This window comes from Dactylosporangium sp. NPDC048998, from assembly GCF_043197855.1.
Lineage (GTDB): Bacteria > Actinomycetota > Actinomycetes > Mycobacteriales > Micromonosporaceae > Dactylosporangium.
Genome location: NZ_JBICTV010000043.1, coordinates 30045 through 56917, shown reverse-complemented (window position 1 = coordinate 56917; position 26873 = coordinate 30045). Strand labels below are relative to the sequence as shown.

The window sequence follows — 26873 nt, the reverse complement described above, 5'->3', positions numbered from 1 at the left end:
CTGCGAACGATTCGGGCTGCGATACAACACCGGCTCCCTCGCCCACCAGACCGCCAGCGTCTGGAAAACCATCTTCCGCCTCGCCCTGCCCAACCAGAAGGCTGCCGATACCTGAGATGCCCTGCAGGGCCCATCGACTGCGGGCCGGGACGGGTGGGGACCGGTTCTCGCTCAGACGGCGCCCCTCGGCCGAGATCAGGATGCCGACTTTGAGCTGGCAAAAGGAACGTTTCAGCAGCCAGGAGACGTGCATCTGCGGGGTACCAAACCTCATGCGCCGCAGCAAGTACCTCAAGAGCCGCGGCGAGTGGGGTCTGGTCTCAACTTCGCCGCAATGCGCGCCGTCCTGGCCGGTGAACGCGGCGAGGGGGCGGCTGACCGACCTGCAGCGCCGGCTGCCGCACCGCTTCTCCGACGGTACCCAGAGGGAGTCGCTGTGCCGCTACAACAACAAATACCAGTCGTACTGGCAGACCCCGTACAGTGTGCTCAGCGGCTTCAGCAACGCCGCCGTGCAGGGTCTGGCCATCGCTGACGTCGAAGGCCTGGCGGAGGTGCCGCTCCTCGGCCAGCACACACCACCCGTCGGAACACCCTCACCGGACAGTGGTCCGCCATGACCGTCGCGCCCGCGGCGGCGTTGGCGTTCGCGGTGGCCGCGGCGGTCAGCTACGGCGCCGGCTCGGTGACCCAGGCCCTCGCCGCCCGCCGCAGCACCGGCACCCTGCACGCCCTGCGCCACCCGCTGTACATTGCCGGCCTCGGCTGTGACCTGCTGGCCTGGCTGGCGTCCCTCGTGGCACTGCGCACCCTGGCGGTCTACCAGGTCCAGGCCGTCCTCGCCGGCTCCCTCGCGGTCACCGTCCTCGCCGCCCGTCTGCTGCTGGCCGCCCGGATCCGGCGCCGCGACGGCGCCGCCGTCGCGGTCACCGTTCTCGCGCTCACGGTCCTGGCCTTGTCCGCAGGCCCGCAGGACCAGGTCCGGCCCTCGGCCATGGTCCGGTTCGGCCTGGTCGCGGCGACGGTCCTGGTCGCGGTCTGCGGATGGATCGCCGCCCGGGCGGGTTCGCCGGGTGCGAGCGCGGCACTGGCCGGGCTGGCGTTCGGCGGGGCAGCGCTGTGTGCCCGTGCGCTGCCGTTGTCCGCACCCGCGATGCGGGACGTGCCGGCCGTCCTGGGCGCGCTCGCCGCCGAACCCCTCACCTGGGCACTGGCCGGGTTCGGGGTGACCGGGATGCTGCTCTACGCGCACGCGTTACAGCACGGGCAGGTCGGGCCGGTCACCGCAGTGCTGTGGATCGTCGAGGTCATCGCACCGTCCGCCATCGGGATCGCGGTCCTACACGACACCGTACGGGCCGGCTGGGCGCCTTACGCTGTGGTCGCGGTCCTGGCCACCACCGCCGCAGCCGCCGTCCTGGCCACCGCACCCGCAACTGCCGCCGCAACGGCCCACACAGCCGACGGATGAGCACCCACTCGCTCTGGCGAACACCGACCTCGGAGCTACCAAGAGGCCGGGGACAGGTCGAGCGCTTCACGGGTCAAGCATGCCGCGATCCTGCCCGAACCTGCGGAATGCTGGCGTTAGATCAGTCGGCCAGGACCGGCTAGGACCGACTGGCTCCGCCGGACGGCCACAAACTCAGCCGGCCTCGGCACAGTCGGTCACCGTAGGTAGTTGCCGGTCCTACTTGCTCGCGACGATCGCCGGCTGGACGTGCGCTATCGGCGGCAGATGAGGATATTCGCTCCAGGAGCGGTGATGCATAAACATGCAGGCGATATGGCAGCGCGCCGGGCGGCAAATGGGGCTGCTTGGCGGCCTGCGACGCGGAGATCCCTTAACAACCGCGCACCGACCCACCGTCTGGTTTGAATCGGCCACTGTGGGGCATATGCCGCTTCAGCGACATGATCATGGAGGTGCGGGCCTACCTCGTTCGGCCATGGGTGGCCTACACCCCAGGCCCGAACCCGAGATAACCGAAGTGAAGGGCGAAACTGCCATGGCTGCTTCCCAAGCGCCCGTCGCCGTCAGGCAGACGGGGAAACCAGGCCGTCCCGCCATGGATCCTGCTGGCCCGACTGGTCGGCTTGCCACCTGGGTCGCTCAGACAACGCTGGACGACGTTCCCGCCTCCGTCCGCGACCGGGCCAGGCACCTAGTACTGGACGGCATCGCCTGTGCCACGGTGGGTGCGCAGCTGCCCGTCTCCCGCATCGGCGTCGAGGGGGTAACAGCGCTCGACAGCGCCGGGGATGCCGCACTGATCGGTTGGGACGGCCGGGCTACCAGCGCCACGTCGGCGGCCATGTTGAACTCCAGCTTCATCCAGGGGTTCGAGCTGGATGACTACCACCCGCTGGCCCCGCTGCACAGCAACTCGCTGGTCCTCCCGGCGATGCTCGCCGCTGCCTCGCGCGTGGGCCGCGTCTCCGGCGAGCGCTTCCTGCTCGGCGCGGTCCTAGGGTACGAGACCGGCCCGCGGGTCGGGCAGGCGCTCGGCGGGCTGGACATGCTCTCCCGAGGGTGGCATTCGGGCGTGGTCTTCGGCACTATTTCTGCGGCCGCTGCCGCGGGATCGCTGTATGGGCTGGACGCGGCCGGGTTCGAGGATGCCTTCGGGATGGCGGCCACCCAATCGTGCGGGCTGATGTCAGCGATGTACGAATCGATGGTCAAGCGGATGCAGCACGGCTTCGCCTCGCGCAACGGCCTGACCGCCGCCGCGCTGGCAGCATCGGACTACATCGGCATCAAGCGGGTGTTCGAGCGCCCCTACGGTGGCTGGCTGGCCGTCTTCGGCGAGGGCCACCGCACCTACCCCGAAGAGATCTACGCGGGCCTCGGCATTCTGTGGGAGACCGAACGGATCGCCGTGAAGGCGTACTCGTGCATGGGATTGCTGCACGCCGCGATCGACGCCGCACTCGAGCTGCGGCCCAAGGTCGACGTCAGCCAGATCCAGCGGATCGACATCGACATGTGCGAAGCCGCCTACGCGCATGGCGGGTGGAAGGCCGAGCGCCCGCTGCAGGTGATCGGCGCTCAGATGAACGTCGCGTACGCGGTGGCGGTGGCCCTCCTCGATGGCGACGTGCTCGTCGACCAGTTCCGGCCGGACCGGATCAACCGCGATGACGTCTGGGCCCTGATCGACCGGACGCTCACACACCACGAAAAGGCCTACGACCACCTCCCGGCCGACGAGCGGCTCACCACCCGGGTGCGGCTGACCTGCAAGGACGGGAGCACCCGTGCCGCCAAGGTCGTGCACCCGCGCGGCACCGGCGACCGGAACCTGACGAACGCGGATATCCGTGACAAGTACGCCAAGCTGACCCACCGCGTTATCCCTGCTGAGCGGCAGGCCGCCATCGAAAAAGCCGTCCTCGGCATCGACACCCTCGACGACGTCGCTCAGCTGACAGCCCTGCTCACACCCGCTGTGCGCTCGCCGCTTGACTGAGACCCCCGGCCGGATGCGGTACCCGCGGCCGCGGAGGGATTCGTCCTCCGCGTCCGCCGCTCACCAGGCACGCGCCCCGTCCTGGCGGTCGAGCCGCCACCGGTGGCGCATTTACCGAGCGGCCAGACCCGGATGTGCGGACGCAGCGGTACTGAGGACCGAACGTCGTTCACAGGATCTTTACCTGCGGATAGCGGGGGTCCGGGTTGGTCAGCAAAGGCTCCGGGCGGTCGCGCAGGATGTGCTCGAGGAACACGGTCAGGTACGCGGTGGTGATCGCCAATCCGTGGTCACCGTCGATGCTTCCGAGCGCGAGTTGGCTGCGCAGCGGCCCGGCGAGGTAGTAGGTGGCGTAGTCGGTGAAGTTGAAGTGCCGCATGCCGGTGATCTGGTAACGGAACGTCGAGCCGGTGCTGGCGGCCAGCAGGGCGCGGGCGGTGGCCTGGTCGGAGCGGTCCGCGACGCTGGCTGGTTGGCAGGCCCCGGTCACGCAGGAATCCTCGCTGGCCATGGTGAGGGTGGGTCGGTCCAGTCCGCTGTGCACCACCGGTCCGAACTGGGTGCCGTCCAGGTTCGCGGCGCCGGTGCAGCGTGGGTCGTCGTGGCAGGCTTGCATTGCTGCGGCCCCGCCGAACGAGTGCCCAATGTAGACGGTGTGGTTCGCGTCCACGTGGCCGGCGAACTCGCCGGCCCGCCCGAGGCCGGCCACCTGGCCGGCGGTGAACCGCACATCAGCCGACCACACCTGCACCAACCGGTCGCCAGCCTCTTGCGCGGCACCGGCATGCAGGTCCGCATCGTCGAACGCGCTGGGATTGCCGGCCGGGCTGGAGTGGACGGCGCCGCCATGCAGCACGGTGAGGTTGGCGCTGTAGGTGGGCGTGACCCCAGCGACCAGGTAGCCATGGCTGGCCAGGTCCTCGGCGATCGTCGTGTACTGCGGCACCGCGAAGCCTAGGCCGGGCTCCAACACCACAACCGGGAACTGGCCGGCGGCCACCGGCACACGGTCAAGAGCATGATTGCGTACCGCACCGAAGCTCGTCTCCGCCAACCCGATCAGGCCCGGCAGGTGCAGCCCGCTCCACGCACCAGGGGCGTACGGCGCACGGGGACCGGTGGTGCCCGGCGGCGCCGGGTACCACAGCCAGACCGACAACTCGCGGGGGTTGCCGGCCTGCGGGGCGATCGGATCGGTCCGGGTGGAGTCGGTCCAGTCGAACGTGGTCCTGCCGACCGCGTATTGGCCAGTCGGCACCGGCAACGTGACTGGTCGCGTGTGTCGGATCGCCACGTAGCCGACGTAGCCACCCGCCGCGACAACGATGGCCAGCACGAAACTGAGGAACACCTTTGAGGTCCGGCGTAAGCGCCGGGGCCACCCGCGATCAGCCCGCACAGGCACTCCGATCCAGTTGCACGGCCCGCAATCCACGCACACCTGACACCGCGGCGACAGCCAGCGCTGCGGCCATGGCCAGCCCGTACACGGTCAGGCCAGCCGGTGCGGCAGCGGCGCGGGCCACCTGGTAGGCCACGCTCGCGGTCGCGGCGACCGCCATCGCGGCAGTCGCGCAGGCACTGGCCGCCACCGCCACGGTCAACCGCACGGGGCCGTCCGGTCGTGTCCGGGCCAGCGCCAACGCCGGTCCAGCGCCGCAGCCGGCCGCAATCGCCACACCCAGGCCGGCCAGCAGCACGAACACCGGCGCGGCGACCCCGGCGCCCGGTGGCGCGGACCTTGGTGCCCATGCCGCCGACGCCGCGGCGGCGACCAGAAACGGGAGCGGCAGCACGACCGGCGCGGCCAGCAACGCCGCGACCCGCCCGTGTTGGCGGGCTCGACGCGCGATCGCGACCACCAACGGCAGCCAAGCAACCGAAATCGCCAGGACGGACACGCACGCGCCACCGACGAACACGTCATACCATCCGCCGCCCCGCCCGGACCCGTGCGCCGCCCCGTCCGTGGTCAGCTTGGCGAACAGGACCGCACCGGCGGCCAGGACCGTCCACGCGCACAACGTGACGCCCACGGTGGCGCGCATCCGGCCGGCACGGTCATGTAGCCGGGCCGGTGGACGCAGCCACGCGCCCAGCGCCGCGGCCAGCACGTCGAGCATCGCCCACCCGCTGGGCCCGGTATCGGCCAGCAGCGCGCCGAACTCGTCGGCGTACCGGACCCGCCACGCCGGAGGAAACAGCGCGACAAGGATCCGGACCCGTGGGCCGTCACCCCCGCTCACGCCTGCCCGCCGGCCAGGCCCAGTCGCCGCAACCCCAGGTCGGCGACCCGCCGCATCTGCTGTACCTGTCCCGCGAGCGCCCGCTGTCCGGCGGCGGTGATCCGATACGGCCGGCGCCGGCCCTCTGCCGGCAGCGCCTCGATCAACCCGTCGTCCTCCAGCCGCGCCAAGACCCCGTACAACGTGCCCGGCCCCAGGCGAACCCCGACCTGCTCGGCGATGTCCTGGGTGATCGCGTATCCGTGCTTGGCTCCCTCAGCCAGGCTGGCCAGCACCAGCACAGCCGAATCAGTATCCGCGGCCACCGCGACCTCTTCCCGTATGCTCGACTGACGCTATATCGAGTCTCGATGTACCGTCAACCGATCTACCCACGATGCGCAGGAGACGCCGATGGACACGATGGATGCGGCCCTCCCGCCAACCACCCGACACGGCCGGCCACCGTACTGGCGCTGGCGGTTTCCAGCGCGTTGGGCGTCTCGTTCACCGCCTTCGCCTGGCTCACCACCCAGAACCACGCGTTGGTGGCGCCATCATCGCGCACTGCCGTCCCAACAAGCCGGAGCTCGTAACAGCTCCGCAACAGGCCCCGAGTCAGTCCGCCGCCAGCGGCAGGCTGACTTGAACGACAAACGTCCCGGTGATCATGCCGGCCGCAAACCGGCCGCCGCCTGACTCGGCGCGTTCCCGCATGCCGATCATGCCGTGGCCCGTGCCCGGCCCCCGCACGCCCGGCTGGGCCGGATTGGTGAGCGTGATGTCAAGGGTGTCGCCGCTGTATGTGAGGTCCAGGTCCACGGCTCCCCCGCCACCGTGCTTGCGGGCGTTGGTCAGTGCCTCCTGCACGATCCGGTAGGCGGCGAGGTCGGCGGTGCCGGTGAGCGGTCGCGGGGCGCCGGCGCGGGTCACGCGGATTTCGAGCCCGGCTTGGCGGAATCCGTCCAGCAACGCGTCGAGTCCGGCGAAGGTGGGTGCGGGTTGCCGGTTGTCCGGCTCGTCGTCGGCACGCAGCAGGCCGACCGTCGCCCGTAGCTCGTCGAGGGCTGCCCGGCTGGTGTCCTTGATGCCGGCGAGGGCCTGGTAGGCGCGGTCCGGGTCGGTGCGCAGCAGGTGGTGCGCGACGCCGGCCTGTGCGTTGACCAGCGTGATGTGGTGGGCGACGACGTCGTGCAGGTCGCGGGCGATGCGGACGCGCTCCTCGCGAACCTGCCGCCGGGCCTCCACTTCGCGGTCTCGTTCGGCCTCGGCCGCCCGTTGGCGTTCCTGAGCCAGGAGCTTGCGCTGGTTGCGCACCGAGTCGCCGATCGCGACCGCGGCAGCGATGTAGTTCAGCGGCAGTACGTTGTGGATGTCGAAGAGATGCTCCGGAAGCCACCATATGGAACTGCCGGTGAGCAGCAACACGGAGACGGCACCGTACGCTGCCGCGGTACGCCTTCCGGCCTGCAGCGCGAGGGTGTACAACGCCACCATGGTTGGCGCATCCGCCAGCACAAGGTGCGGCGGAAACGCTGGCAGGGCCGCCCCGCACAGCACCGTGACGACCACGACCGCGCGAGGGTAGCGCTGCCGCACCAGCAGCGCCCCGGCCCCCACCAGCACGAGCACGAGCTGGGGAATCGTCGGCTTGAACAACCCAGGGCCGTGGCCGTAGGCGATCTCCGCCATACCGATCAGCACGACCACCAGCGAGAGCCCGACGGCCCGCAACCCGCGCACGGTCAGCTCCGCCCCGGTGTGACGAGACCCGTCTCATAGGCGAACACCACGAGCTGGGCGCGGTCGCGCGCGCCGATCTTCATCATGGCGCGGTTGACGTGTGTCTTGGCGGTCGCGGCGCTAATCGACAGCCGCCGGCCGATCTCGTCGTTCGACAGTCCCGTGCCCGCCAGCGCGACGATCTCCCGCTCCCGGGTGGTGAGCTCGTCCAAGCGGGCGTCGGCACTGACGGCGGTCTGCTCCGGGACCGCGAGGAACCGGCCGATCAGCGCGGTCGTCGCGGCCGGTGACAACAACGACTCACCCGCGGCGACGGTGCGGATTGCCTGCAGGAGGTCGGCGGGGTCGACCCCCTTGCCGAGAAAGCCGCTGGCCCCGGCGCGCAGTGCGGCCAGGACGTGCTCGTCGGTCTCGAACGTGGTGAGGATGAGTACCCGGGTGCCGGTCAGGCTCTGCGCCCCGGCAATCCGACCGGTGGCGGCAATACCGTCGCTGCCCGGCATCCGGATGTCCAGGACCACGTCCGGGCCGGTCTGCAACGCCTTCGCGACGGCCTCATCGCCCGTCGAGGCCTCGGCGACGACCTCGATGTCCGGTGCGGCGTCCAGCAGCAGCCGGAAGGTGGCCCGTAGCAGCGCCTGGTCGTCGGCGAGGAGGACGCGGATCGTCACGTGCAATGCCTCCCTCATACGGTCGGTTCCATCTTCCGCCGACGGCAGGGCGCCCGGACACTGGCACGCCCGGGCACCCTGCACCGCACTCATCCGACCGTGGCCGGCTCCCGCTCTTGTACCGGCTGTGCCTCCGGGGTTCCCTCAACCGCCACACGCGGCGTGATCCTCTGCGCCCAGCGCGGATACCACCAGTTGTATCGGCCGAGCACCGTCATCAGCGCCGGGATGAGGGTCATCCGCACGACGAAGGCGTCGATCAGCACGGCGACCGCCAGGCCTACGCCGATGGCAGAGACGATCCGCTGCCCGCCGAACGCGAAGGAGGCGAACACACCGACCATGATCAGCGCAGCGGTGGCGATGACCCGGCCGGTCTCGGTCACGCCGACCCGCACGGCCCGCCGGTTGTCACCGAAGTGCGTCCACTCCTCATGGATCCGGCTGACCAGGAACACCTGGTAGTCCATCGACAGACCGAACACGATGCCGACGATCATCACGGGGACGATGTACATGATCGGCGCACCGGAGCCGACCTGCATCAGCTCGCTGCCCCAGCCGAACTGGAACACGGCCGTGATGGCGCCGAGGCCGACGAGGATGCTCGTGATGTTGCTCAACGCCCCCACCAGCGGCACCAGGAGGCTGCGGAACGCCACCGCCAGCAGCAGGAACCCGAGAACCGCGATGATGCCCAGGTACAGCGGAAGCCTGCCCATCAGCGCGTCGGCCAGGTCCTGACTCGAGGCCGCCTTCCCACCGACGTACGCACGCAGGCCGGTCCCGGCTTCCGCGGACGGGATGACGTCGCCACGCAGACGCTCGACGAGCTCCGCCGTCTCCGCGGCCTGCGCGCTGCTGGCGGGGACGATCGTCACCATACCGACCGTGCCGTCCGCCGACGCGCTCACCGGAGTCACCGAGACAACACCCGGCACCGCGGCGAGCCGGCCAGCCAGCTCCGCAAACGCTTGCTTCGACGGGGCGGCGGGGGTGCTCGCCGCGACGACGAGCTGGTTGTCGAAGCCGGCGCCGAAGGCGGACGACGTCATCACGGCGTACCGGTGCGACCGCGACCCGGACGGGTCGCTGCTCGCGTCGGCGTCACCGACGCGCATCTGCAGGACCGGCGCCGCGAGCACCACAACCGCCACCAGCGCAAGCGGAACCACCAGCCACGGCGCCCGCTGGACCAGCCGAGCCCAACCAGCGGCAAGCCCGCCCGGCCGGTGGTGCTCGACGACACCCTCGGCCAGCTGCGCGCGCTGCCGCTTCGACAACACCTTCACCCCCAGCGTGCCCATCAACGCCGGCAGCAGCGTCAAGGCGGCCAGTACCGTGCACGCCACCGTCACCGCGGCGGCCTCGCCCATGCCGGTGAGCACCCCCATGCCGACGACCCGAATCCCGACCAGCGCCACGATGACCGTCAACCCGGCAAAGACGACCGCCCGGCCGGAGGTGTCGACCGCCCGGGCCACCGCATCCGCAACCGACTGACCGGCGAGCAGCCCCTTGCGAGTGCGGTTGACGATGAACAGCGCATAGTCGATGCCGACGGCCAGACCCATCATCGACGCCATGGTGATCGAAGTCGCGTCCAACGTGACGACGTGCGAGCCGGCCGCGACGAGCAGCAGCGACACGACCACGCCGACGATCCCGGTCATGAGCGGCAGCCACGACGCCCACCACGACCGGAACATCAGCATCAGCAGCACCAGCGCCACGATCAGGCCGACGGCCTCACCGCCATGGCTCGGCTGCGGCTGGTGATCGAACGCCGTACCGCCGTAGGTCAGCTCCACGCCCCTGAGATCAGCTTGGTCCAGGAGTTTCTCGACGCCCTCGACATCTGCGTCGGACCGCAGGATCACCTGGGCATACGCCGTGTTCGCGGACGCTGCCACCTGTCGAGCGCCGGCCTCGCTGTACGGACTCACCACGGAGAGCACGCCTGGCTGCTTGCCGACCTCGTCCAGCAGACCACCGATCTCCTGTTGCACCTGGGCCGACGTCACCGAACCAGCCGTCGCGTGCCATGCAACCTTGCCGGTGGTCGTCGCCTCACCGGCACCGCCGGACATCCGGGCGAGCAACGCATACGCCTTCGACGACTCGCTGTCGGGCATTTCGGCAGAGGTCTTGAACGCCGTCCCTCCGACAATCACCAGAGCGAGCAGACCCATCACCAGCAGCAGCCAGCCGGCAAATACTGTCTTGCGGTGCCTGACGCACCAGCGGGCCAGAGCAGACACGGAGCAGATCCCTTCGTCGCAACGGTGGAGCAGAACGCCTCCACTGTCGCCACCGGGCCCGTACCCCGTCGTCGGCCAACCACGGTGACCGCACATACCGCGGTCGCCGCAGCCGGGCCCGGCGTACCGCCGATGCAGTACCCGGCGAACCCAAGCAGCATCGACGCCCTCAACCCGCCGCCTTTGGCGGGAGCCAGCACCCGTGGTTGCCGCCCGTCCCTGTCGCCGAGGCCGTCCCACCGGGTTGGGCCCCGTAGTCGAACATCCACACGCACGGGTCGCCTTCCTCGGGGTCGAGCCCCTCGACGACCTACCAGGTGGCCCTCACGTACACGACAAGCGGGGACCTCCTCCATGACGCCAACCGTCGCCCACGGCGAGGCCAAGCGAGAGCTGGCGAGGCCTGGGATACAGCGACGGTACCGATGTGTGGCCGCCACTGAAACCTTCCCAATTCCCGTACACGTTTCAGGTGACGCCGTCGCAAGACCCCTTTACTCGGCCGGTTTATGCTTGTGGCGACCTGGGAGAACGTGCCTGAGCACGTCGCTGGGGCCTCCGGCTACTGGGGGTCAAGGGGTCGTGGGTTCAAATCCCGCTGTCCCGACAACTTGTAGGGCCGTTGACGAAGGGTTAAAAGCCCACGTCAGCGGCCCTTTCCATCGCCGCTCAGATCGCTGCGGTGAACTAGCGGATACATCGCTGGGGACCACTTGGGGACCAGCCCGAAGGCGACCGCGTCGACGCCGCTCGCGCGACCTTGTTCCTGTACGTCTTCAAGGCCGCACGAGCGGGCCCGGCGCGGCCCGCCCAGCGCGATCGCCGGCTTCGCCCGTGTGCGGGAAACGCTCAGCTAAGACGTGCGTCAATCACGGCTTCAGCTTCATCGACTCGACGAAGGCATTGGGCCGATTCGCGAAGTGGTCCGAGAGCCTGCTCTCGACGTGCGGGGCGGCCCACACTGCGCTGCGTTCGAGACCGGCGCACTCCGCCGGGGTGGCCTTGCGCGTGGCGCCCCGCGCGTTGACGATTTCGCAGTCCTGCGGGCGCATCGCGTCCTGCCGGTAGAACAACGGGATCTCGGGCAGGTCCGCTTCCCGCACGCGGAACAGGATGGAGCCCCAGCCGCCGGTGGAATAGGCGTTCTTCTGCACGGCCAGCACGAACAGCGGCGGCCGGTCGGGCAGCCGGTTTTCGGCAAACCCCTCCTCCCCGCCGTAGAACGCGACGTACGGGGAGACAGCGAGCATGACGGCATGGGCCACGTCGTCGTCCGGCAACGGCACCCGCAGCACGCCGCCCGGTGTGAACCGCACCGCCATCTCGCTGTCCCCCTCGTCGTTCGGCTACCTGTGTCGAATCCTATCGTCAGGGTGCGCCGAAGGCCCTGGTTGCCGCCCGCAGGTAGGTGCCGAGCAGCGGGTTGTCCGCGGCCGCTCCGCGAATGGCGTTCCCCGATGTCCCGCCATCGCTCTTGGCGCCGCCGTGGAAGTCGATCATCTGTTGTTCACGGCCGCGAATTGCCTGGTAGGCGGGGTCGCTGTGGCGAAGGTCGTGCGCCTTGGTCGCCACCCGGTACCGGTCCAGCACGGCCGGGCCGAAGCCTTTCGCGGTCATGTGGTGACCAGCGTCGCGCGCGGCGACGATCTGCTCCGGGGTACCCGTGCCGTATGAACGTCCCGTGTAGACCTCCCCCGTGGTCGGGTTCGTCTTGGTGTAGGTGACGTATTTCTCGCTGTCTACGTCCTCGTCTTCGTCGCCCTTGTCGGCCTTGTTCTTCTTGTTGGCCTTGTTGTTGGTCTTGCTGCCCTTGTTGCCGCAGTTGTGGACGAGGACCGAGGTGTCGTCACCGGCGACCACGTAGTACGTGTGGAGGTCGGCGACGGTGAGGTTGTAGACGTGGGCGTGCTGGCGGTACGCGTGCGTACCGGCGACCCGGACCAGCTTGCCGTCGGCGGTCTTGAGCCATTGACCGACCCGCAGGTCCTTGGCGTCGATCCAGGCGCCGCCCGGTGTGGCCGGGCTGCCGTCGGCGTCCACCCAGAACGGGTGGCCGTCCGTCGCGGTGAGCGTGCTGTCGCGGCCGTCGGTGTCGGTGACCGAGACGTCGACCAGGTCCTTGTCGCCGTCGCCCACGATCAGCGCCGTCACCGGCTCCGCCGCGGTCTGCCCGGTGGCCGGGTCGGTGGCCAGCACCTTGTCGCCCGGCTTGATCTGGTCGATCGGCCTGGTACTGCCGTCGGCCATCTTCACCCGGGTGTCACCGGTGAAGCTGTTGATCGTGCAGGACTCGCCGTTCTTGCCGTCGCGGCTGCCCTGCGGCTTGGTGCCCATGGGGTCGATCAGGTCCGTGGGCTGGTTGCCGACGTAGGTGTACGGGTTGGTGCTGCCCGAGTTCAGCCCGAGCGGATCGGTGCTGATGAACCGCCCGGACGACGGCGAGTAGTACCGGGCCCGGTCGTTGCTGAGCCCGTTGCCGTCGTCGCGCATGCCCGCGAAGTGCGGCGGGTCGCCGCTCTCGGTGCCGCTCACGGTGACCGCACCGAACGGCTCGTAGGTGTACTCCGCCGGCAGGGTCGAGCTGTCCGCCTGGGCGACGGTGTTGCCCAGCTGGTCGGCCAGCAGGGACCGGCTGCCGCCGGAGGTGCTGACCGAGAAGGTCTCGTCCAGCCCGCCGCTGAGCACGTTCGCCGTCGGCGTGGTACCGGCCAGCTCCTGCACCGCGTTGAGCCCGTCGTACAGGAACCCGGTGCTGACCCCGCCGACGGTGCGCCCGGTTCGCCGGCCGCCGCCGTCGTAGCCGTAGGTGACCGTCAGGCCGGGCTTGGCCGTGCCGGTGAGCTCGCCGCGGGCGTTCCAGGTGTACGTCGTGGTGCCGTCATTGCTGAGGTTGCCGTCGGCGTCGTAGGTGCGCGCCACCCCGGCCACCGCGGTCTGCTGGTCGGCCGTGTCGTAGGTGGCCGGACCGTACGCCGCCGGGATCGTGACCCTGGCGAACGACCCGTCGAGGTGGGTCGGCCGCCCGGCCGCGTCGTAGTCGTAGGTCAGGTTGCCCACCGTGGTACTGCCCCGCAGGTACGTGAGGCTGGTGAGCTGGCTGGCGGCGTCGTAGCCGTAGGTCTCGGTCACCCCGGCCGGCAGCGTCACGCTGGCCCGGCGCCCGGCCGAGTCGTAGCCGATGCCGACCGTCTCGGTGCCCCGGGTGATGCCGGTGAGCTGGTCGGCGTTGTTGAACGTATACGTGGTGACCGGCTGCCCGGCGACGGTCATGGTCGCCCGGCGGTCGGCCGCGTCGTACGTGTAGTCGATCTGGCCCTGCGGGCTGACCGCGCGGGTGATCCGGTCGAAGTTGTCGTAGGTGAAGGTGCCGGTCCCGCCGGTCGAGTCGGCCACCGACGTGATCCGGTCGCCCGCGTCGTAGCTGTAGCTGATCTGGCTCTCCGAGGTGGTTCCGGAGACCCCGTACTGCACGACGGTGGGCCGGTCGAGCTCGTCGTACGCGATCGTGGTGACCTTGCCGCGGGCGCTGGTGACCCGGGTGAGGTTGCCGGCCGCGTCGTACGCCGCCGAGGTGGTTCGGCTCAGCGGGTCGGTGATGGCGGTGAGCCGGTCGGAGGTGTCGTAGGTGTACGTGGTGGCGTTGCCGCGCGGGCTGGTGCTGCGGACCAGGTTTCCGTTGGCGTCGTAGTCCAGCGTGGTGACCTGGCCAAGGGCGTCGGTCACGGTGCGGGTGTTGCCGGCGTTGTCGTAGCTGAGCCGGGCGACGCTGCCGGTCGGGTCGGTCAGCGCGACCGGTCGCCCGGCCGCGTCGAAGACAACCCTGCTGGTCCGGCCGAGCTGATCGATGAGGCTGGCCGGGTCGCCGAGCAGGTAGGCGACGGTGGTGGAGCTGCCCGCCGCGTCGGTGACCTTGGTCAGCCGGCCGGTGTCGTCGATCGTGTAGTTGACCGCCCGGCCCAGCGGGTCGGTGACCGACTTCAGCGCACCGTAGGTCTGGTAGGCGTAGGTGGTCGTGTGCCCGAGCGTGTCGGTGAGGGTGCTGACCTGGTCGAACGGGCCACCGTAGGCGATGGTGGTGGTCCGCGCCGACGCGGTGCCGGCCATCTCGGTGATGCCGGTGAGGTTGGCGAACGCGTCGTACGTGTAGGTGGTCGAGCGGCCCAGCGAGTCGACGATCGTGGTCGGCAGGTTCGTCGTCGAGTTGCGGGTGATCTGCGTCGTCTGTGCATTGGCGGTGCCGTAGGCCGACGTGTCGCTGGTGGCGAATCCGGCGCTGTTGAACTGGACCCGGCGCACGTGGCCGAGCGGATCGGTGAGCCTGGTCTCGGTCACCTTGCCGGAGGCGTCGGTGGTGTACGCCAGCTGATAGGTGCCGCCGTTGGCCAGCGTCTGCTGCTGCACCCGGCCGTTGGCGTCGTAGGCGTTGGTGAGGTAGACGTTGCCGCGCGGGTCCCGGATGGTCTGAACGCGTCCGGCGGCGTCGTAGGTGTACGTGGTGATGCCGCCGTCGACGTCGGTCACCGTCTGCAGGTTGCCGCCGGTGGTGTACGTGTAGCCGACGGCCCGGCCGGCGTTGTCCTGCGCCCGCGTGATGCGGTTCGAGGTGTCGTAGGTGAACCGGATCCAGCGCCCGTTCGGCGAGGTGACCTGCGTGATCGGGCCCTTCGTCCGGATCACGCCGTCGGGGTCGGCCGCGGCCGGCGCCCGCGTCACGGTGACGGTGTTGCCGTACTTGTCGCGGATGGCCTGCAGCGGCGCCTCGTCGCCGAAGATGTACGTGGTGCCGTTGCGCAGTCGCAGGTCCCAGCCGTCGCCGTTCCAGGCCAGGATCGAGCCGTTGAACTCGGTCGGCGTCGGGTCGGCCTGGAACGCCGCGTCCAGGAAGTCCGCGGCGCCCGTGCTGCCCGGGGTGATCCGGTGGTAGCGGATCCGCCCGCCGTCGGGCAGCAGTAGCCAGCAGTCCACGAACCGGTTCGTGGAGTACAGGTTGATGTCGTAGTCGGAGTTGACGCCGATGCCGAAGCTGCGCCGGCCCGTGTCGCTCTGCTGGTAGGTCCGGTTGACGGCGAGCGGCATGACGTCGTCGACGGTCAGGTCGGCGTGCCGGTCGACGAACAGCCCGCTGCCCAGGTCGACGGGGTCGGCGTCGTAGGCGCCACCGCCCGGGGTGGGCGCCGCCGCCGGGGGCGGGTCCAGGCCCGGGGTGATGAGCATCGCCCCGGTGAACTGGTAGACCTCGGTGCCCTTGTCGGGCTCGACCCGCTTGCCGTCCGCGGTGACGGTGCCGTGGCCGTAGACGAACCAGCCCTTACCGGCCGGGTCGTAGTGCCAGAAGTCCATCTTGGCGCCGGCCGAGGCGTGCGTGAAGTTGGGGTAGATCACCCGGGCACCGGCCGGGAAGACGTACGAGCTGCCGGGCTGCACGGTGAAGTAGCTCGGCACCTGCGAGCGGGGCAGCGGGAACGGTGCCCGGTCCACCGGGATCGCGGTGATCCCGAGGCTGGTCACCACGTGCCCGTTGACGTCGCGCACGACCGTGCCGGCGGGCAGCCGCACCTCCAGGCCCGGGATGGCCGGGGTGGTGATCGACACCTCGCGGTCGGTCGGCGACGCGAACGTCACGACGTGGTCGGTGTCCAGCGCGGTCAGCCAGATCGGGTACCCCAGCACCGTGGTCTGGCCGCCGGCCAGGTCCACGCCGATGTCGTGCAGGCCGTACGTGCGCCCGCCGGCGCCCGCGGACGTGCCGTCCACCCGTAGCACACGGTGTCCGGCGCCCAGCCCCGTGAGCAGGAACTGGCCCTGCGCGTCGGTGGTGGTCCGGGTGCCTTCGACGCTCAGGGCGACGTTGGCCAGCGGCTTGCCGTCGAGCGTGACGACCCGTCCGGTCAGCGCGGTCGACCCGGCCGGCCCGCGCAGCGCCGATGCGGCCGGACGCTGGCTCGGGTCGCGGTGGGTGTACCAGTCGGTGCCGGCGAGGTTGCTGGCGTCCGGTGTCCACGTGTCACCGGTGACGCCGGTGGCCTGGCCGGCCTGGAAGTGGCCGGACTGCGCGCTGGGCCGGCTGGTCACCGGCTCGGTCCGCTTGGCCGCCGGCGGCCCGGCCGGCACGCCGCCCGACAGCACCAGGCGCCCCGGCGCCGTGGTCGAGTCGTCCAGCCGCAGCGCCCGGCCGGTCAGCGACGTCCTGGTCCGCAGCGTCGTGACGGCCGCACCGGTGAACGAGTAGGGGCCGATGGTGATGTCGTACGTCCCGGTCGCCGGCAGCTGCGGGATGTTCACCGTCGCCGCGCCCGACAGGCTGGCCAGCACCGTCCCGTCCGGGTTGCGCACGGTGACGAACGGGTAGTACGGCATGGTGACGGTGCCGTAGGCGATCTGCAGCAGCTGGCCGGCGGTGCCGGCGTAGCTGAAGTGAGTGCTCTGCCCGGCCCGCGGCGCGTTGACCGTGACGGCGGAGTTGAGCGTCATGGTGCCGCCGTCGATCTGCTGCGACAGGGTCAGCGTGACGCTGCCCGTGCTGAAGTCGGTCGCGCCGATGAGCAGCCGGTAGGTTCCGGCGGCCGGCGCGATGTAGTCGACGCTGTTGCCGTTGCCGATCGTGCCGTCCAGCACGCCGGTACCGCTCGCGTTGACCAGCCGGAAGCGGACGCCGGTGGTGGCGAAGGTCCAGCTGGTCAGGCCGAAGCACAGCCGCTGCCCGGCGCTCGCGGTGAACGAGACCTCCGCGTACCGGCCGGCGCTGCTGACCGGCATGGCGAGGGCGGCGCCGCCGACCGTCGCGGTGCCGGCGTTGAGCCGCTCGGCGAGCAGCAGCGTGCTCGCGCCGGTCTCCGCGAACGGCTGGACCAGCACCTGGTAGGTGCCGGCGGCCGGCAACGGGTCGAGGTCGACCTCCAGCTCGGTGATCAGCGCGTCGCGCAGGACCGTGCCGTCGGGCTTGATCACGGCGAGCTCGAAGCCGTGCGGGTACGTGTAACCGGTGAGGACGAGACTGAGCCGCTGGCTGGCCGCGCCCGTGAAGCTCAGCCGGATGCTCTGGCCCGGCCGGGTGGAGCTGATCGCGGTGGTGGTACCGCCGACGCCGACGGCGCCGCCGGCGACCTCCTGGGACAGCGTGACCGCGCTGGAGCCGGTGCTGCCGTCGTTGGTGGTCAGGGTCAGCCGGTAGGTGCCGGTCACCGGTGCGGTGAAGTTGAACGCGGCCACGTTCCCGATGAGGTAGCCGACGACCTGGTTGCCCGACGGGTCGTAGACCCGCGCGACGACCTGGGCCCCGGTCCCGAAGGTCCAGCCGGTGAAGCCGAGGTCGAGGTGCTGCCCGGCGGTCGCGGTGAACCCGACGTCGGCGGCCTGACCCGGCTGGGCCACCGTCAGCGTCGCCGCCGATCCGGTGGTGGTGATGGTGCCGGCGTTCTGCCGCTGGGTGAGCGAGGCCGTGTAGGAGCCGGTGCTCGACGCCGTGCCGGCGATGATGGTGTACGTCCCGGTGCTGGGCAGCACCGGCAGGTCCCGGGTCAGCGTGTTCATCGACGCCGCGCTCAGCACGCTGTTGTCCGGGTTGAGCACGGTCACGTACGGCAGGTACGTGAAGGTGTAGTTCCACATGGTGAACGTCAGCCGCTGCCCGGCGGTGCCGGAGAAGGTCATCCGGCTGTTCTGGCCCGGCCGGGTGACCGACACGGTCTTCGCGGCGCCGACGGTCAGCACGCCCGCGTCCAGTGCCAGCGAACCGGTGACGGTCAGCGAGCCGGTGCCCGCGTCGGACGCACCGAAGATCAGCCGGTACGTCCCGGTCATGGCCGCGGTGAACTCGACCTCGTCGCCCTGGGTCAGGACGCTGCCATGGACCAGGTCCGCGCTGTTCCACAGCAGCGGCGTGCCGTTGGGCTCCTTGATCTGCGTGGTGATCCGGCCGGAGGCGAGGGTCGAGCCGGTCAGGCCGAGCCCGATGTACTGCCCGGCGGTCACGTTGAAGGTCAGCTCGGCCTGCTGCCCGGCCCGGGTGAGGTTGACCGTGGTGCCGGTGCCGGTCAGGTTGAGCGAGCCGGTGACCCGGCTGGACAGGGTGGCCGTCACCGACCCGGTCGCGGTGCCCAGCGGGGCCAGCACGATCTGGTAGGTGCCGCTGAACGGCAGGTCCGGCAGCGCCAGGCCGCCGGCGAGCTTGCTGAGGTAGTAGGGCGAGTCGTACTGGTCACGGCTGAACGACCCGCTGTACGGCGTGTAGCCGAGGATGGCCAGGTCGCCGGTGAACGTGGAGCCGGTCAGGCCGAGGCTGAGCTTCTGCCCCTTGGTGCCGTCGAACCCCAGCACGGCGATCTTGCCGGCGGTTGCGACGGACACGGTGCTCGGCGTGCCGTCGATGCTCAGCACGCCGGTGGTCGCGACGCTGGCCGCGCTGAACGCGCCGGGGACCGCGACGAAGTCGGTGCCGCTGGTGGCCGAGCCGCCCGCCGCGGCCACGGTGATCCGCCCCGAGCCCGCGGCGAGCGGCACGGTGACGGTGAGGCTGGTGGCGGTGGCCACCGTCACGGTGGCGCGGGTGCGCCCGAAGGTGACGGTGTTCGCCGCGGCGGTCGTGGAGAAGCCGGTGCCGGTGATGGTGACGGCGGTGCCGGCCGCGGCGCTCGCCGGAGTGAAGCTGGTGACCGTCGGCGCCGGGGTGGCGGCGACGACGGTGAACGCCTGGGCGCTGGTGGCCGTGCCTGCGGTCGTGGTGACGCTGACCGTGCCGGTGGTCGCGCCGGCCGGCACGGTCACCACGAGCCGCGTCGCCGACGCCGAGGTGACGGTGGCCGCCGTGCCGTTGAACCGCACGGTGTTGCCGGCCGGGGTGGTGGCGAAGCTGGTACCGCTGATCGTCACGCTCGCGCCCGCGGCCGCCTGGGCCGGCACCACGCTGGTGACGGTGAGTGCGCTCGAGGCCGATCTGGCGATCGACAGCAGGTTTCCGCTCTGGTCGTAGTCGTAGCGGGCGCTCTGCCCGCCGGTGCCGGACTGGGTGACCCCGCGCAGCTGGCCCGCCGCGTCGTAGGCGTAGTCGACGGGCGTTGCGGGGACGGCGGACGTGGACGCCGGCGCCAGCAGGCCCGGAAGGCCGGGTGCCTGTTCCGCCACCTGGAGTGGTGCGGCGGGAGCGGCGAGGGTGTTGTTGTGCCCGGCGGCCGCAGCGGCGCTGGCCGGGCCGATCGCCGGCAGCTGGGCCGCGATCAGCGTGGCGATGACGACGACCGCGCGCCGCGCGCCGGAGCGGCGCGGGGTCGGCGGTCGACTGTGCGGACGGATCGGGATGGCACGGTCCATTGCGGCGCCTCCAAGACGGTGACCCCATGTGATCGACACGCAACTCTGCGACACCGAGTTGCCGACGACATCCTGGCCGAGATGGTTTACTTATTCGAGGAGCGTCGATGAAAGCGGGACGAGAACGGGACAGCTGCGGCCGTCCCGGCCAAGGGGAGAGCTCGTGGATCGTCGTCCGGCGGCACCTCGTGAACGACTCGCAGCCAGCCTGCGTGACCTGCGCGACCGATCCGGCTGCACGCTGCGCGAACTGGAACGGCTGACGTTCACCAGCGATTCGGCGCTGTCGCGGTACTTCACCGCCAAGGCCGTCCCGCCGTGGCGGGTCATGGAGGCCCTGTGTCACGTCGCCGGGGCCGATCCCGAGGTGTACCGCGTGGTGTGGGCACGGGCCCGGGCGACGAGCCGGGACGGGCGCAAGGGCCAGGACACCGCGCCCGAGCACTCCGAGCCGCTGCACGTCGCGCGGCGCCTGCACGCCACACTCACCGACGTGATCACCAGGATTGCCGACCGGGCCGAGCGGGCCGCCCTCGAGGTGTCCTGCGGCCACGCAACCACGCTGCAGGCACTGCGGGACATCCAGTCGGCCAGCCGGGACGCCCAGCGGTACCTGCGGGCGGCCGAGGCCGCGCTACGCCCGCAGCAGGGCGGCGAATGACGCCGGATCGGGCGGGACGAAGTAGTACCCGCCGCCGAACGTCAGCACGTACCGATCCAGCGGCTGCCCGGCCATGCGGCGCTGCACGGTGGCGAACCCGCGCTCGATGTCCCGCTGGAAGCACACGAAGATGAGCCCCTCGTCGGCCTGGCCGGCGGCATCGGTACCGAGGCGGTAGGAGTAGCCGCGGCGCAGGATCCGGCTGGCCTCGGTGCTGGGCACCCGCGGGTTGGCCAAACGGATGTGCGCGTCGCGCGGAATCAGGCGGCCGTCCGGGTCCGCCTGGTAGTCGAAGGGCTCGGTCTCGCGGCTGTGCCCCAGCGGCGCGCCGTCGTTCTTGCGGCGGCCGATAACCGCCTCCTGCCGGGTGACCGGTTCGGTGTTCCACACGCCGGCGAACCTGACCAGGCGTACCACCTGGTAGGTGCCGCCCCGGGTCCAGCTCGGCCCGCCGTCGTCGCCCCCGACCCAGACCAGCCGGTCCATCTCCGCCTGATCGCGCGGGTCCGGGTTGCCGGCGCCCTCCCGGAACCCGAACAGGTTGCGGGTCGTCGGGCGGCCCTCGGCGTCCACACCGTTCTCCGGGCGGAAGCCGTCGAGCTGCCAGCGCACCTTGGCCGCCGTACCCGCCACCTGGGTCAGATCGGCCAGGACCGCCCGGGCCGCGTCCTGCTGCGGTGCACAGACCTGCACGAGCAGGTCACCGTGGCTCCACTGCTCGGCAAGGACGTCGTTGGGAAACGCAGGCATGGCCTGCAGGCCGGCCGGCCGCTGGCCCGCGAGGCCGAACCGCGCGTCGAACAGCCCCGCGCCCACCGCGAGCGTGATCGTCAGGTCGGCCGCGTGAGGGGCGGCGGCGCGCACGGCCAGCCGGTCCATCAGCGTCGCCAGCCCGGTCCGGTCGGCCGCCACCACGTCGAACGCAGCGAATGCCGACGAGTCCGGCGGCGGCGTGAGGACTCCGGGCTGGTGCGTAGGCGCAGCGGCCGGTCGCTGCGCCGGCCCGCCACAGCTCGCCGCGCCGGCGACGCCGGCAATGCCGGCCACTGCGCCGGCCGCGCCCTGCAGCAGCGCACGCCGGCGCAGTACCGTGTCGGACACCGAACGATCCTCGCGTCGCGCACGAATCATAGATATCTATAGTAATGGATGGAGCCCTCAACTAGTCGCTTGCGGCGTCGAGGACGGCCCGCAGTTGCTGGAGCGCCGCCACGATCTCCGCGTACTTCGCGCTCTCCGCCCACAGGGAGCGCCACTCCGACTCGTCCGCGACGATCCGGTCGAGGGCCCGGACCGCCAGCGGCGGCACGTCGTCCGGGACGTCGAGCGAGCCGCCCTCCAGGAGGAAATCCGGTGCGTACGCGGGGGTGATCGGGTCTCCACCCGGTAGCTGCGCCGCGACGACGGCCGCCGCGGCGATCGCCTCGTCGGCCAGGTCGACGTCAAGATAACCGTCCGTGTCGACGACCGCGTTGAGGGTGGTTCGGATCAGGCCGGCGCGCTGCTCAGGCGCCACGTCGTTGAGGTCGCCGCACCAGTCGGCGGCCGCGTCGTTGTCGAACGGACCGATGTCCCACGTGCCCATGCCGTACCCCCACTGATCGCTGTGACGGTTGCCCCGGATGATCGCACGTCAGGCTCGCGGCCGGGTTACGGCGCTGTGCGGGCCGTCATACCCACACCCGTGACGGTACAGATCCAGGGACCACGATGCAGTTCTGCGGAGCAGGCGCTGCCGGACGCTCCGTTGGTTCCGTCACTGCCCGCCGTAGGTCTCATCTGATCCGGGCGAGGTGGGCCTGGGCCGCAGCGGACCGTGATGCCCGGGTAACGTTTCGCGCAACGGGGCGGACGGCGTCACCGAACGGCCCGATGATGGGCGCATGGACCGTCCCCCGGCATACGGCACGTCGCGGTCGCCCTCTCCTGGTTGACCCACCCGGTCACCGTCGGCGCCGTCGTCCTGCTGCTGGTGAACGACCATCTGCTGAAGGCGGCGTGCCCCGGTCCGGTCACCGGCAAGCTGAGCGACGTCGCCGGGCTCGCCTTCACCCCGGCGCTGGTCGCGGCGGTGCTGTGCCTGCTGGTACCGAGAGTGCCGGCCCGGATGGCCGCCGCTGTCGGGCTGGTCGGCACCGGGCTCGCGTTCACCTGGGTGAGACGCTGCCGCCGACACCCCCGCCGCTGCGGACCCAGGCGTGCGTGCCCGACACGCCGGCGCACTGCTACCGCGTCGTGCCCAGGCGGATGGCACCCTGGCCGCCCGGCTCCGTGGCCCGAGGTCGGCACAGCCCGAGACTGAGCACCTGCTGACCGACGTCGAGGCACGGAGATGGCGAGGCTGATCCGGACGTCTGCGGCACCGCAGGGATGCCGCCGCTGGTGGGCTACGACGCCTGCTTCTTGGCGGCTGCGCGCCACAGCTGGTGCGTTACCCGATCACCGCGGAAGGGTCTGGGTCAGGTTGACCATGTTTCCGTCGGGGTCGTGGATATGGGCCACTCGCTGGCCCCACGGCATGTCGGTCGGCGGGCCGAGCACCCGCCCGCCTGCTGCCTCCACCTGATCCAGCAGCGCGTCGACGTCGTCGACCTCGACGCTCAGCAGGATCCGCAGCGGCGTCGACAGATCGGCGTTGGCCTCGTTGACCAGCCCGAGTTCCGAGTCGCCGAGCTTGAGACCGACGAAGAAGACGGGTCCGTCGGCCGGGAATCGGCTTGTCTGCACGGCGCCGAGCAGCCGCTGGTAGAAGACGCGCTGGCGATCGAGGTTGGGCGTGGTGATGACGGGCTGGACGGTTGGCACGGGAAATCTCCTCCGGGTCGTTCGGGTCCGGTCCCAGGAAGTACGTCCCAGCGCGCTGGAACTCATCGGTGCGGCGGGAGTCCGAACAACGGAACCAGCCGGTCGGCGTCGAGGTACGTGACGATACCGGTGATCAGACCGTCAACCACATCGAGCAGCACGAGCGCGAAGGGCAGGTGGCCGCCGGCCGGGCCGGGGCGCGTCTGCCAGAACGCCGGCGACCCGTTCGCCTGTACCGCCCGTAGCCGCGCCCCCGCGCAGGACGCCTGCGGGTCCAGCAGGGCCAAGCGGATCTGGTCTCTGCCACGGAGCCACCACGCGAACGGCGGCATCGACATGGTGGCGTCCTTGTGCAGCAGCGACACGAGCGTGGCGACGTCATGGCCTTCGAACGCGGCGCAGTAGCGGTCGAGCAGATCGCGCTGGGCCGGGTCGGCCGGCCGCCACGGATCGCTCGGCGTGGGCCGGTTCGTCCGCAGCGTCGCGCGCGCCCGCTGCAGCGCGCTGTTCACCGATGCCACGGTGGTCTCGAGCAGATCCGCGACCTCCTCAGCGGTCCAGCACAACACGTCACGCAGGATCAGCACGGCGCGTTGCCGGGGCGGCAGGTGCTGAAGTGCGGCGACAAACGCCAGCCGGATCGTCTCGCGCTGCACGGCCACCTCCTCCGGGCTGCCGGTCGCTGGCAGAACACGGCCGTCCGGGATCGGATGAATCCACCGCTGGTCCGCCACCGGCGGGCCGAGGACTGTGCCGGCCTCGGCCGCCGGGCCCAGGTCCATTGCCAGAACGCGGCGTTGCGCGCTGCGGAGCATGTCGAGGCAGATGTTGGTCGCGATACGGTACAGCCAGGTGCGCTGCGACGCCCTTCGCTCGTCGTAGCGGTCCGACGACCGCCATGCCCGCACCAGGGTCTCCTGCACCGCGTCCTCGGCCTCGAAGCCGGAGCCGAGCATCCGGTAGCCCTTCACCCTGCGGGTGCCTTTCGTCGGGATGGACAAGACCCTCTGGATCCACGGCAGGGGCGCGTTCGACGCCGTGGTCGACCTGGACGCGGCGCTGCGCGACCAGGCCGACCCGACGAAGGTGCGCGCCGAGTGGCTTTCCGATGACGACGTGCACCCGAACGACGCGGGCGCCGCGGCGATCGCCGGTGCCTTCGACCTTCGGCTGTTCGCCTGATTTACTGGATGGTGATCGTTCGCTTCTGCACGCCCCAGCTGTCGGCCTCGGCGCCGGGCAGCCACACGTCCACGATCTGGCCCTGGATCCAGGTGCCGATGTCGGCCGCGTAGCAGTACCCGTACCCGTCCACCTTGAAGCGGGTTCCCCACGGGATGTACCGGGTGTCGACCGCACAGATGCCCAGCGCCGTGGTGTAGCCGCTCGCCGTCTGGCCGAGGTCGTTGTACGACGTAATCTCGTATTCGAACTGGGTGCCGGCCGGAATCGCGTACGGCTGGACGGCGCCGCTGTCGGCGAGGATGTACGGCTGGGACAGCGCGCCGGTGGAGGCGTCGCTCCCGTCGGAGCGCAGTGCCGCGATCGTGTAGTGCGCGTTGCGGCACGGTGCCGTGTCGGTCACGGACAGCGTCGCCTGGCCCCAGTCGTCGACCCAGCCGACCGACTGGCTGTTGCGCCACACCCGGTACGCCACGGCGCCCGTCACCCGGCTGAACGTGATCGTCACGCTCGAGCCGCTGAGGGCACCGGTCACCGTGGACGGTGCGGGAAGCCGGCCGCTCAGGCTGATCAGCGGCCCCTGGCTCGTCGAGTTGTGGCTCGGTCCGACGACCCGGGCCGGCGGGGTGACGGTCGACCAGAACGGGCAGGCCGCGAGGCTCGCGCCGGGACCCGTGCCACCCGTCGGGCTTGGTGTCGGGCTCTTGGTCGGCGTGGGGCTTTTCGTCGGCGTCGGGCTGCCGGTCGGCGTCGGGCTGGCCGGAGCGCTGCTCGACGGCGCCGTCGTAGACGTGGGCGGCACCGTCGTGCCGCCGCCGCCCGAGCCGGCCGTCAGGACGAAGTCGTCGGCGTAGTACGTCGGCTGCCCGTACCACCCGTGCACGAACACCGTCACGCTCGTGGTCGACGACGACGTCGTGAAGGACGTCGAGAGCTGCTGGAACGCCCCACCGGTGGACGGGGTCCAGATGCTCGCGCCGGAGGCCCCCACGTACACGTAACTGCCGTTCACCCACGCCGTCAGCGTGTACGTCGTGTTCGGCGAGACCGCCACGGATTGGGTGCACTGGGCCGTGTCACTCGCGCTGGGCGTCGCCTTCAACGCGTACGTCCCGGAATGCACCGTGCCCGTAGCCGCGCTCGCCGTCCCGCTGCACGACCACCCGGACAGGCCGGACTCGAAGCCCGGATTGCCGACGGGGTTCGTGCCGGCGCTGGCCGGCAGCACCATCGCGGAAATCGCCACCACGGCGGCCGTCACGCACCCGGCGCCGATCGCCAGACCTCTCCACCTACGCATACATTGATGAGAGTGGCTCACTCCACCAAATGTCAAGGTTTGTTAACCGTTTCTGAAGATCATTTATGGTGACCTTCAGTTCCGCCTGCAGCACGCGCAACTTGTAAAGGCGGGCGTCGCCGGTGCGGTCCACATCGCAGGGCCAGTGGCCGGCGGCGAACCAGCCCCAGCACCGCTCGAGGTCGGCAGGGATGGTCCAGCCGAGGGCGAGGAACCCGGCGATGGTCGCCGCAGTCTCGGCCGTCGCCTCGGCGGCATCCTCCACGATTACCACCAGGCCGCTTGACCTGCATGGACGGGGAATTCGGCACCCGCACCGTTCACGGTCGACGGTTGGTCAGTTCTGGATATCTTGGAGTTCGGCGGCGTCGCGGGCGACTACGATCCCGTCAACGATTGCAAATCGAGGCATGCCGGTCATGAGTTTCCGCGCCACGGTGGTGAAGACCTTGGTGGCCGCCGCGAGGTCGTAGTCGCCGTAGTCGTGGGTTGCCAGCAGCCAGTACCCGCCAGCGGCCAGCTTCGTCGCCTCTACAAAAGCGCCGCTGCCGGCCAGCCCGTCCAGGCCGCCGAGTTGGTCACCGATCTCCTGTGAGCACACCGTGAGCCAAGCGTAGCCGTGCAGTGTGGTGCGATGCTCGGCGATGTCGAAGTCCGGGACATGGGCCAGCGCGCCCTCCAGCGCCGAACGATGGATTTCGAGTAACGGGCCGACCTGCCCGTATGCCGGGTCGCACAGCTCCGCGACGGCGCGCATCGCGGCCAGGGTTCGTGCCTGGTTGTCCGGTACCGCAAACCAGTCCACCGGGATGATCGCCTCCAGGAAACACCAGTCCGGATCCGTAAAACTGGTCTCCATACCCACGACGCACCCGCGTTCCGGTCTCCCGGTGGCGTCGATCCGGCTGAGGTGCACGTCACCGCTGAGGAGATCCGCGTCGAATGCCTGCGTGAACTTGACCCAGTTCGCCGGGGAGTAGACCTTGTGGGACTTGCGGATACTGCGGGCCGTGCGGCGCCGCATACTGATCATCCCCCACGGTGAACCCGCGGGACCGACGGTGCCAGGCCGGGAGTACTCCAGCCCGTCAGGATGCATCGGCTGGATCTTCAACGCCTCGGGCACCCCATCGCCGATGGCGTCGCGCATTCCGACGAACCACCGCTCAAGTACCGTCGGCAGATCGCACCGACTCTTCTGCACCCGGAGCTGCGCCGCGATCGGTGCACTCACGGTTGACCTCCT

At 70.5% G+C, this 26873-nt stretch carries 21 protein-coding genes; 6 read left to right on the top strand and 15 right to left on the bottom strand.

The annotated features are described in order from the left end of the window. The first annotated feature begins 209 nt into the window (after positions 1–209). The 3 genes from ACGFI8_RS43220 (at position 210) to ACGFI8_RS43210 (ending at position 3473) form a co-directional block, all read left to right on the top strand. Positions 210–620, top strand: a complete 411-nt coding sequence (locus ACGFI8_RS43220) for a hypothetical protein (RefSeq protein WP_392813687.1) — start codon at positions 210–212, stop codon at positions 618–620. Beyond that, entirely contained in the window at positions 617–1471 is an 855-nt protein-coding gene (locus ACGFI8_RS43215; protein WP_392813683.1) for a hypothetical protein, read from the top strand. The genes ACGFI8_RS43220 and ACGFI8_RS43215 overlap by 4 nt, the downstream gene beginning before the upstream one ends. Before the next feature lie 427 nt (positions 1472–1898). Continuing rightward, positions 1899–3473 (top strand): MmgE/PrpD family protein, encoded by a 1575-nt coding sequence (locus ACGFI8_RS43210; protein ID WP_392813681.1) that lies wholly within the window; start codon positions 1899–1901, stop codon positions 3471–3473. A gap of 169 nt (positions 3474–3642) precedes the next feature. Here the strand turns inward: ACGFI8_RS43210 and ACGFI8_RS43205 are convergent, their stop codons facing one another. The 8 genes from ACGFI8_RS43205 to ACGFI8_RS43170 form a co-directional block, all read right to left on the bottom strand. After that, positions 3643–4809, bottom strand: a complete 1167-nt coding sequence (locus ACGFI8_RS43205) for an alpha/beta hydrolase family protein (RefSeq protein ID WP_392813678.1) — start codon at positions 4807–4809, stop codon at positions 3643–3645. Positions 4810–4861: 52 nt separating this feature from the next. Next, positions 4862–5719 (bottom strand): hypothetical protein, encoded by an 858-nt coding sequence (locus ACGFI8_RS43200; RefSeq protein WP_392813676.1) that lies wholly within the window; start codon positions 5717–5719, stop codon positions 4862–4864. Beyond that, positions 5716–6000, bottom strand: a complete 285-nt coding sequence (locus tag ACGFI8_RS43195; protein WP_392813674.1) for a PadR family transcriptional regulator — start codon at positions 5998–6000, stop codon at positions 5716–5718. Before ACGFI8_RS43195 ends, ACGFI8_RS43200 begins: the two co-directional genes overlap by 4 nt. Positions 6001–6316: 316 nt before the next feature. Further along, positions 6317–7441, bottom strand: a complete 1125-nt coding sequence (locus ACGFI8_RS43190; RefSeq protein WP_392813672.1) for a sensor histidine kinase — start codon at positions 7439–7441, stop codon at positions 6317–6319. A gap of 2 nt (positions 7442–7443) precedes the next feature. Continuing rightward, positions 7444–8112 (bottom strand): response regulator, encoded by a 669-nt coding sequence (locus ACGFI8_RS43185; protein ID WP_392813670.1) that lies wholly within the window; start codon positions 8110–8112, stop codon positions 7444–7446. Between the two features lie 89 nt (positions 8113–8201). After that, positions 8202–10373 (bottom strand): MMPL family transporter, encoded by a 2172-nt coding sequence (locus ACGFI8_RS43180; protein ID WP_392813667.1) that lies wholly within the window; start codon positions 10371–10373, stop codon positions 8202–8204. A gap of 869 nt (positions 10374–11242) precedes the next feature. Then, a complete protein-coding gene (locus ACGFI8_RS43175) occupies positions 11243–11695 on the bottom strand; it encodes a hypothetical protein (RefSeq protein WP_392813664.1) in 453 nt (150 codons plus the stop codon). Between the two features lie 46 nt (positions 11696–11741). Then, positions 11742–19679 carry a polymorphic toxin-type HINT domain-containing protein gene (locus ACGFI8_RS43170; RefSeq protein WP_392813662.1) on the bottom strand — a complete coding sequence of 2646 codons (7938 nt, stop codon included), beginning with the start codon at positions 19677–19679 and terminating at the stop codon, positions 11742–11744. Positions 19680–19842: 163 nt separating this feature from the next. On the opposite strand from ACGFI8_RS43170, the gene ACGFI8_RS43165 reads away from it, so the two are divergent. Further along, on the top strand, positions 19843–20340 hold the full coding sequence (locus ACGFI8_RS43165) for a helix-turn-helix domain-containing protein (RefSeq protein WP_392813660.1): 498 nt from the start codon (positions 19843–19845) through the stop codon (positions 20338–20340). Here ACGFI8_RS43165 and ACGFI8_RS43160 read toward each other — a convergent pair. Together ACGFI8_RS43160 and ACGFI8_RS43155 are read right to left on the bottom strand one after the other, a co-directional pair. After that, positions 20314–21441, bottom strand: a complete 1128-nt coding sequence (locus ACGFI8_RS43160) for a Dyp-type peroxidase (protein ID WP_392813657.1) — start codon at positions 21439–21441, stop codon at positions 20314–20316. The genes ACGFI8_RS43165 and ACGFI8_RS43160 overlap by 27 nt on opposite strands. 61 nt (positions 21442–21502) lie before the next feature. After that, positions 21503–21925, bottom strand: coding sequence for a DUF4259 domain-containing protein (locus ACGFI8_RS43155; protein WP_392813654.1), 423 nt, complete (start codon positions 21923–21925; stop codon positions 21503–21505). 345 nt (positions 21926–22270) lie between these two features. On the opposite strand from ACGFI8_RS43155, the gene ACGFI8_RS43150 reads away from it, so the two are divergent. Next, the gene (locus tag ACGFI8_RS43150; RefSeq protein WP_392813652.1) at positions 22271–22642 is read left to right on the top strand and encodes a hypothetical protein; all 372 of its coding nucleotides are present in this window, start codon (positions 22271–22273) and stop codon (positions 22640–22642) included. Positions 22643–22779: 137 nt separating this feature from the next. Here the strand turns inward: ACGFI8_RS43150 and ACGFI8_RS43145 are convergent, their stop codons facing one another. Next, on the bottom strand, positions 22780–23145 hold the full coding sequence (locus ACGFI8_RS43145) for a VOC family protein (RefSeq protein ID WP_392813649.1): 366 nt from the start codon (positions 23143–23145) through the stop codon (positions 22780–22782). Positions 23146–23207: 62 nt separating this feature from the next. Then, positions 23208–24146 (bottom strand): sigma-70 family RNA polymerase sigma factor, encoded by a 939-nt coding sequence (locus ACGFI8_RS43140; RefSeq protein WP_392813646.1) that lies wholly within the window; start codon positions 24144–24146, stop codon positions 23208–23210. On the opposite strand from ACGFI8_RS43140, the gene ACGFI8_RS43135 reads away from it, so the two are divergent. Beyond that, positions 24139–24327 (top strand): hypothetical protein, encoded by a 189-nt coding sequence (locus ACGFI8_RS43135; protein WP_392813644.1) that lies wholly within the window; start codon positions 24139–24141, stop codon positions 24325–24327. The genes ACGFI8_RS43140 and ACGFI8_RS43135 overlap by 8 nt on opposite strands. Position 24328: 1 nt before the next feature. On the opposite strand, the gene ACGFI8_RS43130 is transcribed toward ACGFI8_RS43135, so the two are convergent. From ACGFI8_RS43130 to ACGFI8_RS43120, 3 genes are all read right to left on the bottom strand, one after another. Then, positions 24329–25627: a carbohydrate binding domain-containing protein gene (locus ACGFI8_RS43130; protein ID WP_392813642.1), complete on the bottom strand. Its 1299-nt coding sequence runs from the start codon at positions 25625–25627 to the stop codon at positions 24329–24331. Beyond that, positions 25620–25892: a hypothetical protein gene (locus tag ACGFI8_RS43125; protein ID WP_392813639.1), complete on the bottom strand. Its 273-nt coding sequence runs from the start codon at positions 25890–25892 to the stop codon at positions 25620–25622. Before ACGFI8_RS43125 ends, ACGFI8_RS43130 begins: the two co-directional genes overlap by 8 nt. Positions 25893–25964: 72 nt before the next feature. After that, positions 25965–26861 carry a hypothetical protein gene (locus tag ACGFI8_RS43120; protein WP_392813636.1) on the bottom strand — a complete coding sequence of 299 codons (897 nt, stop codon included), beginning with the start codon at positions 26859–26861 and terminating at the stop codon, positions 25965–25967. Positions 26862–26873: the final 12 nt, after the last annotated feature.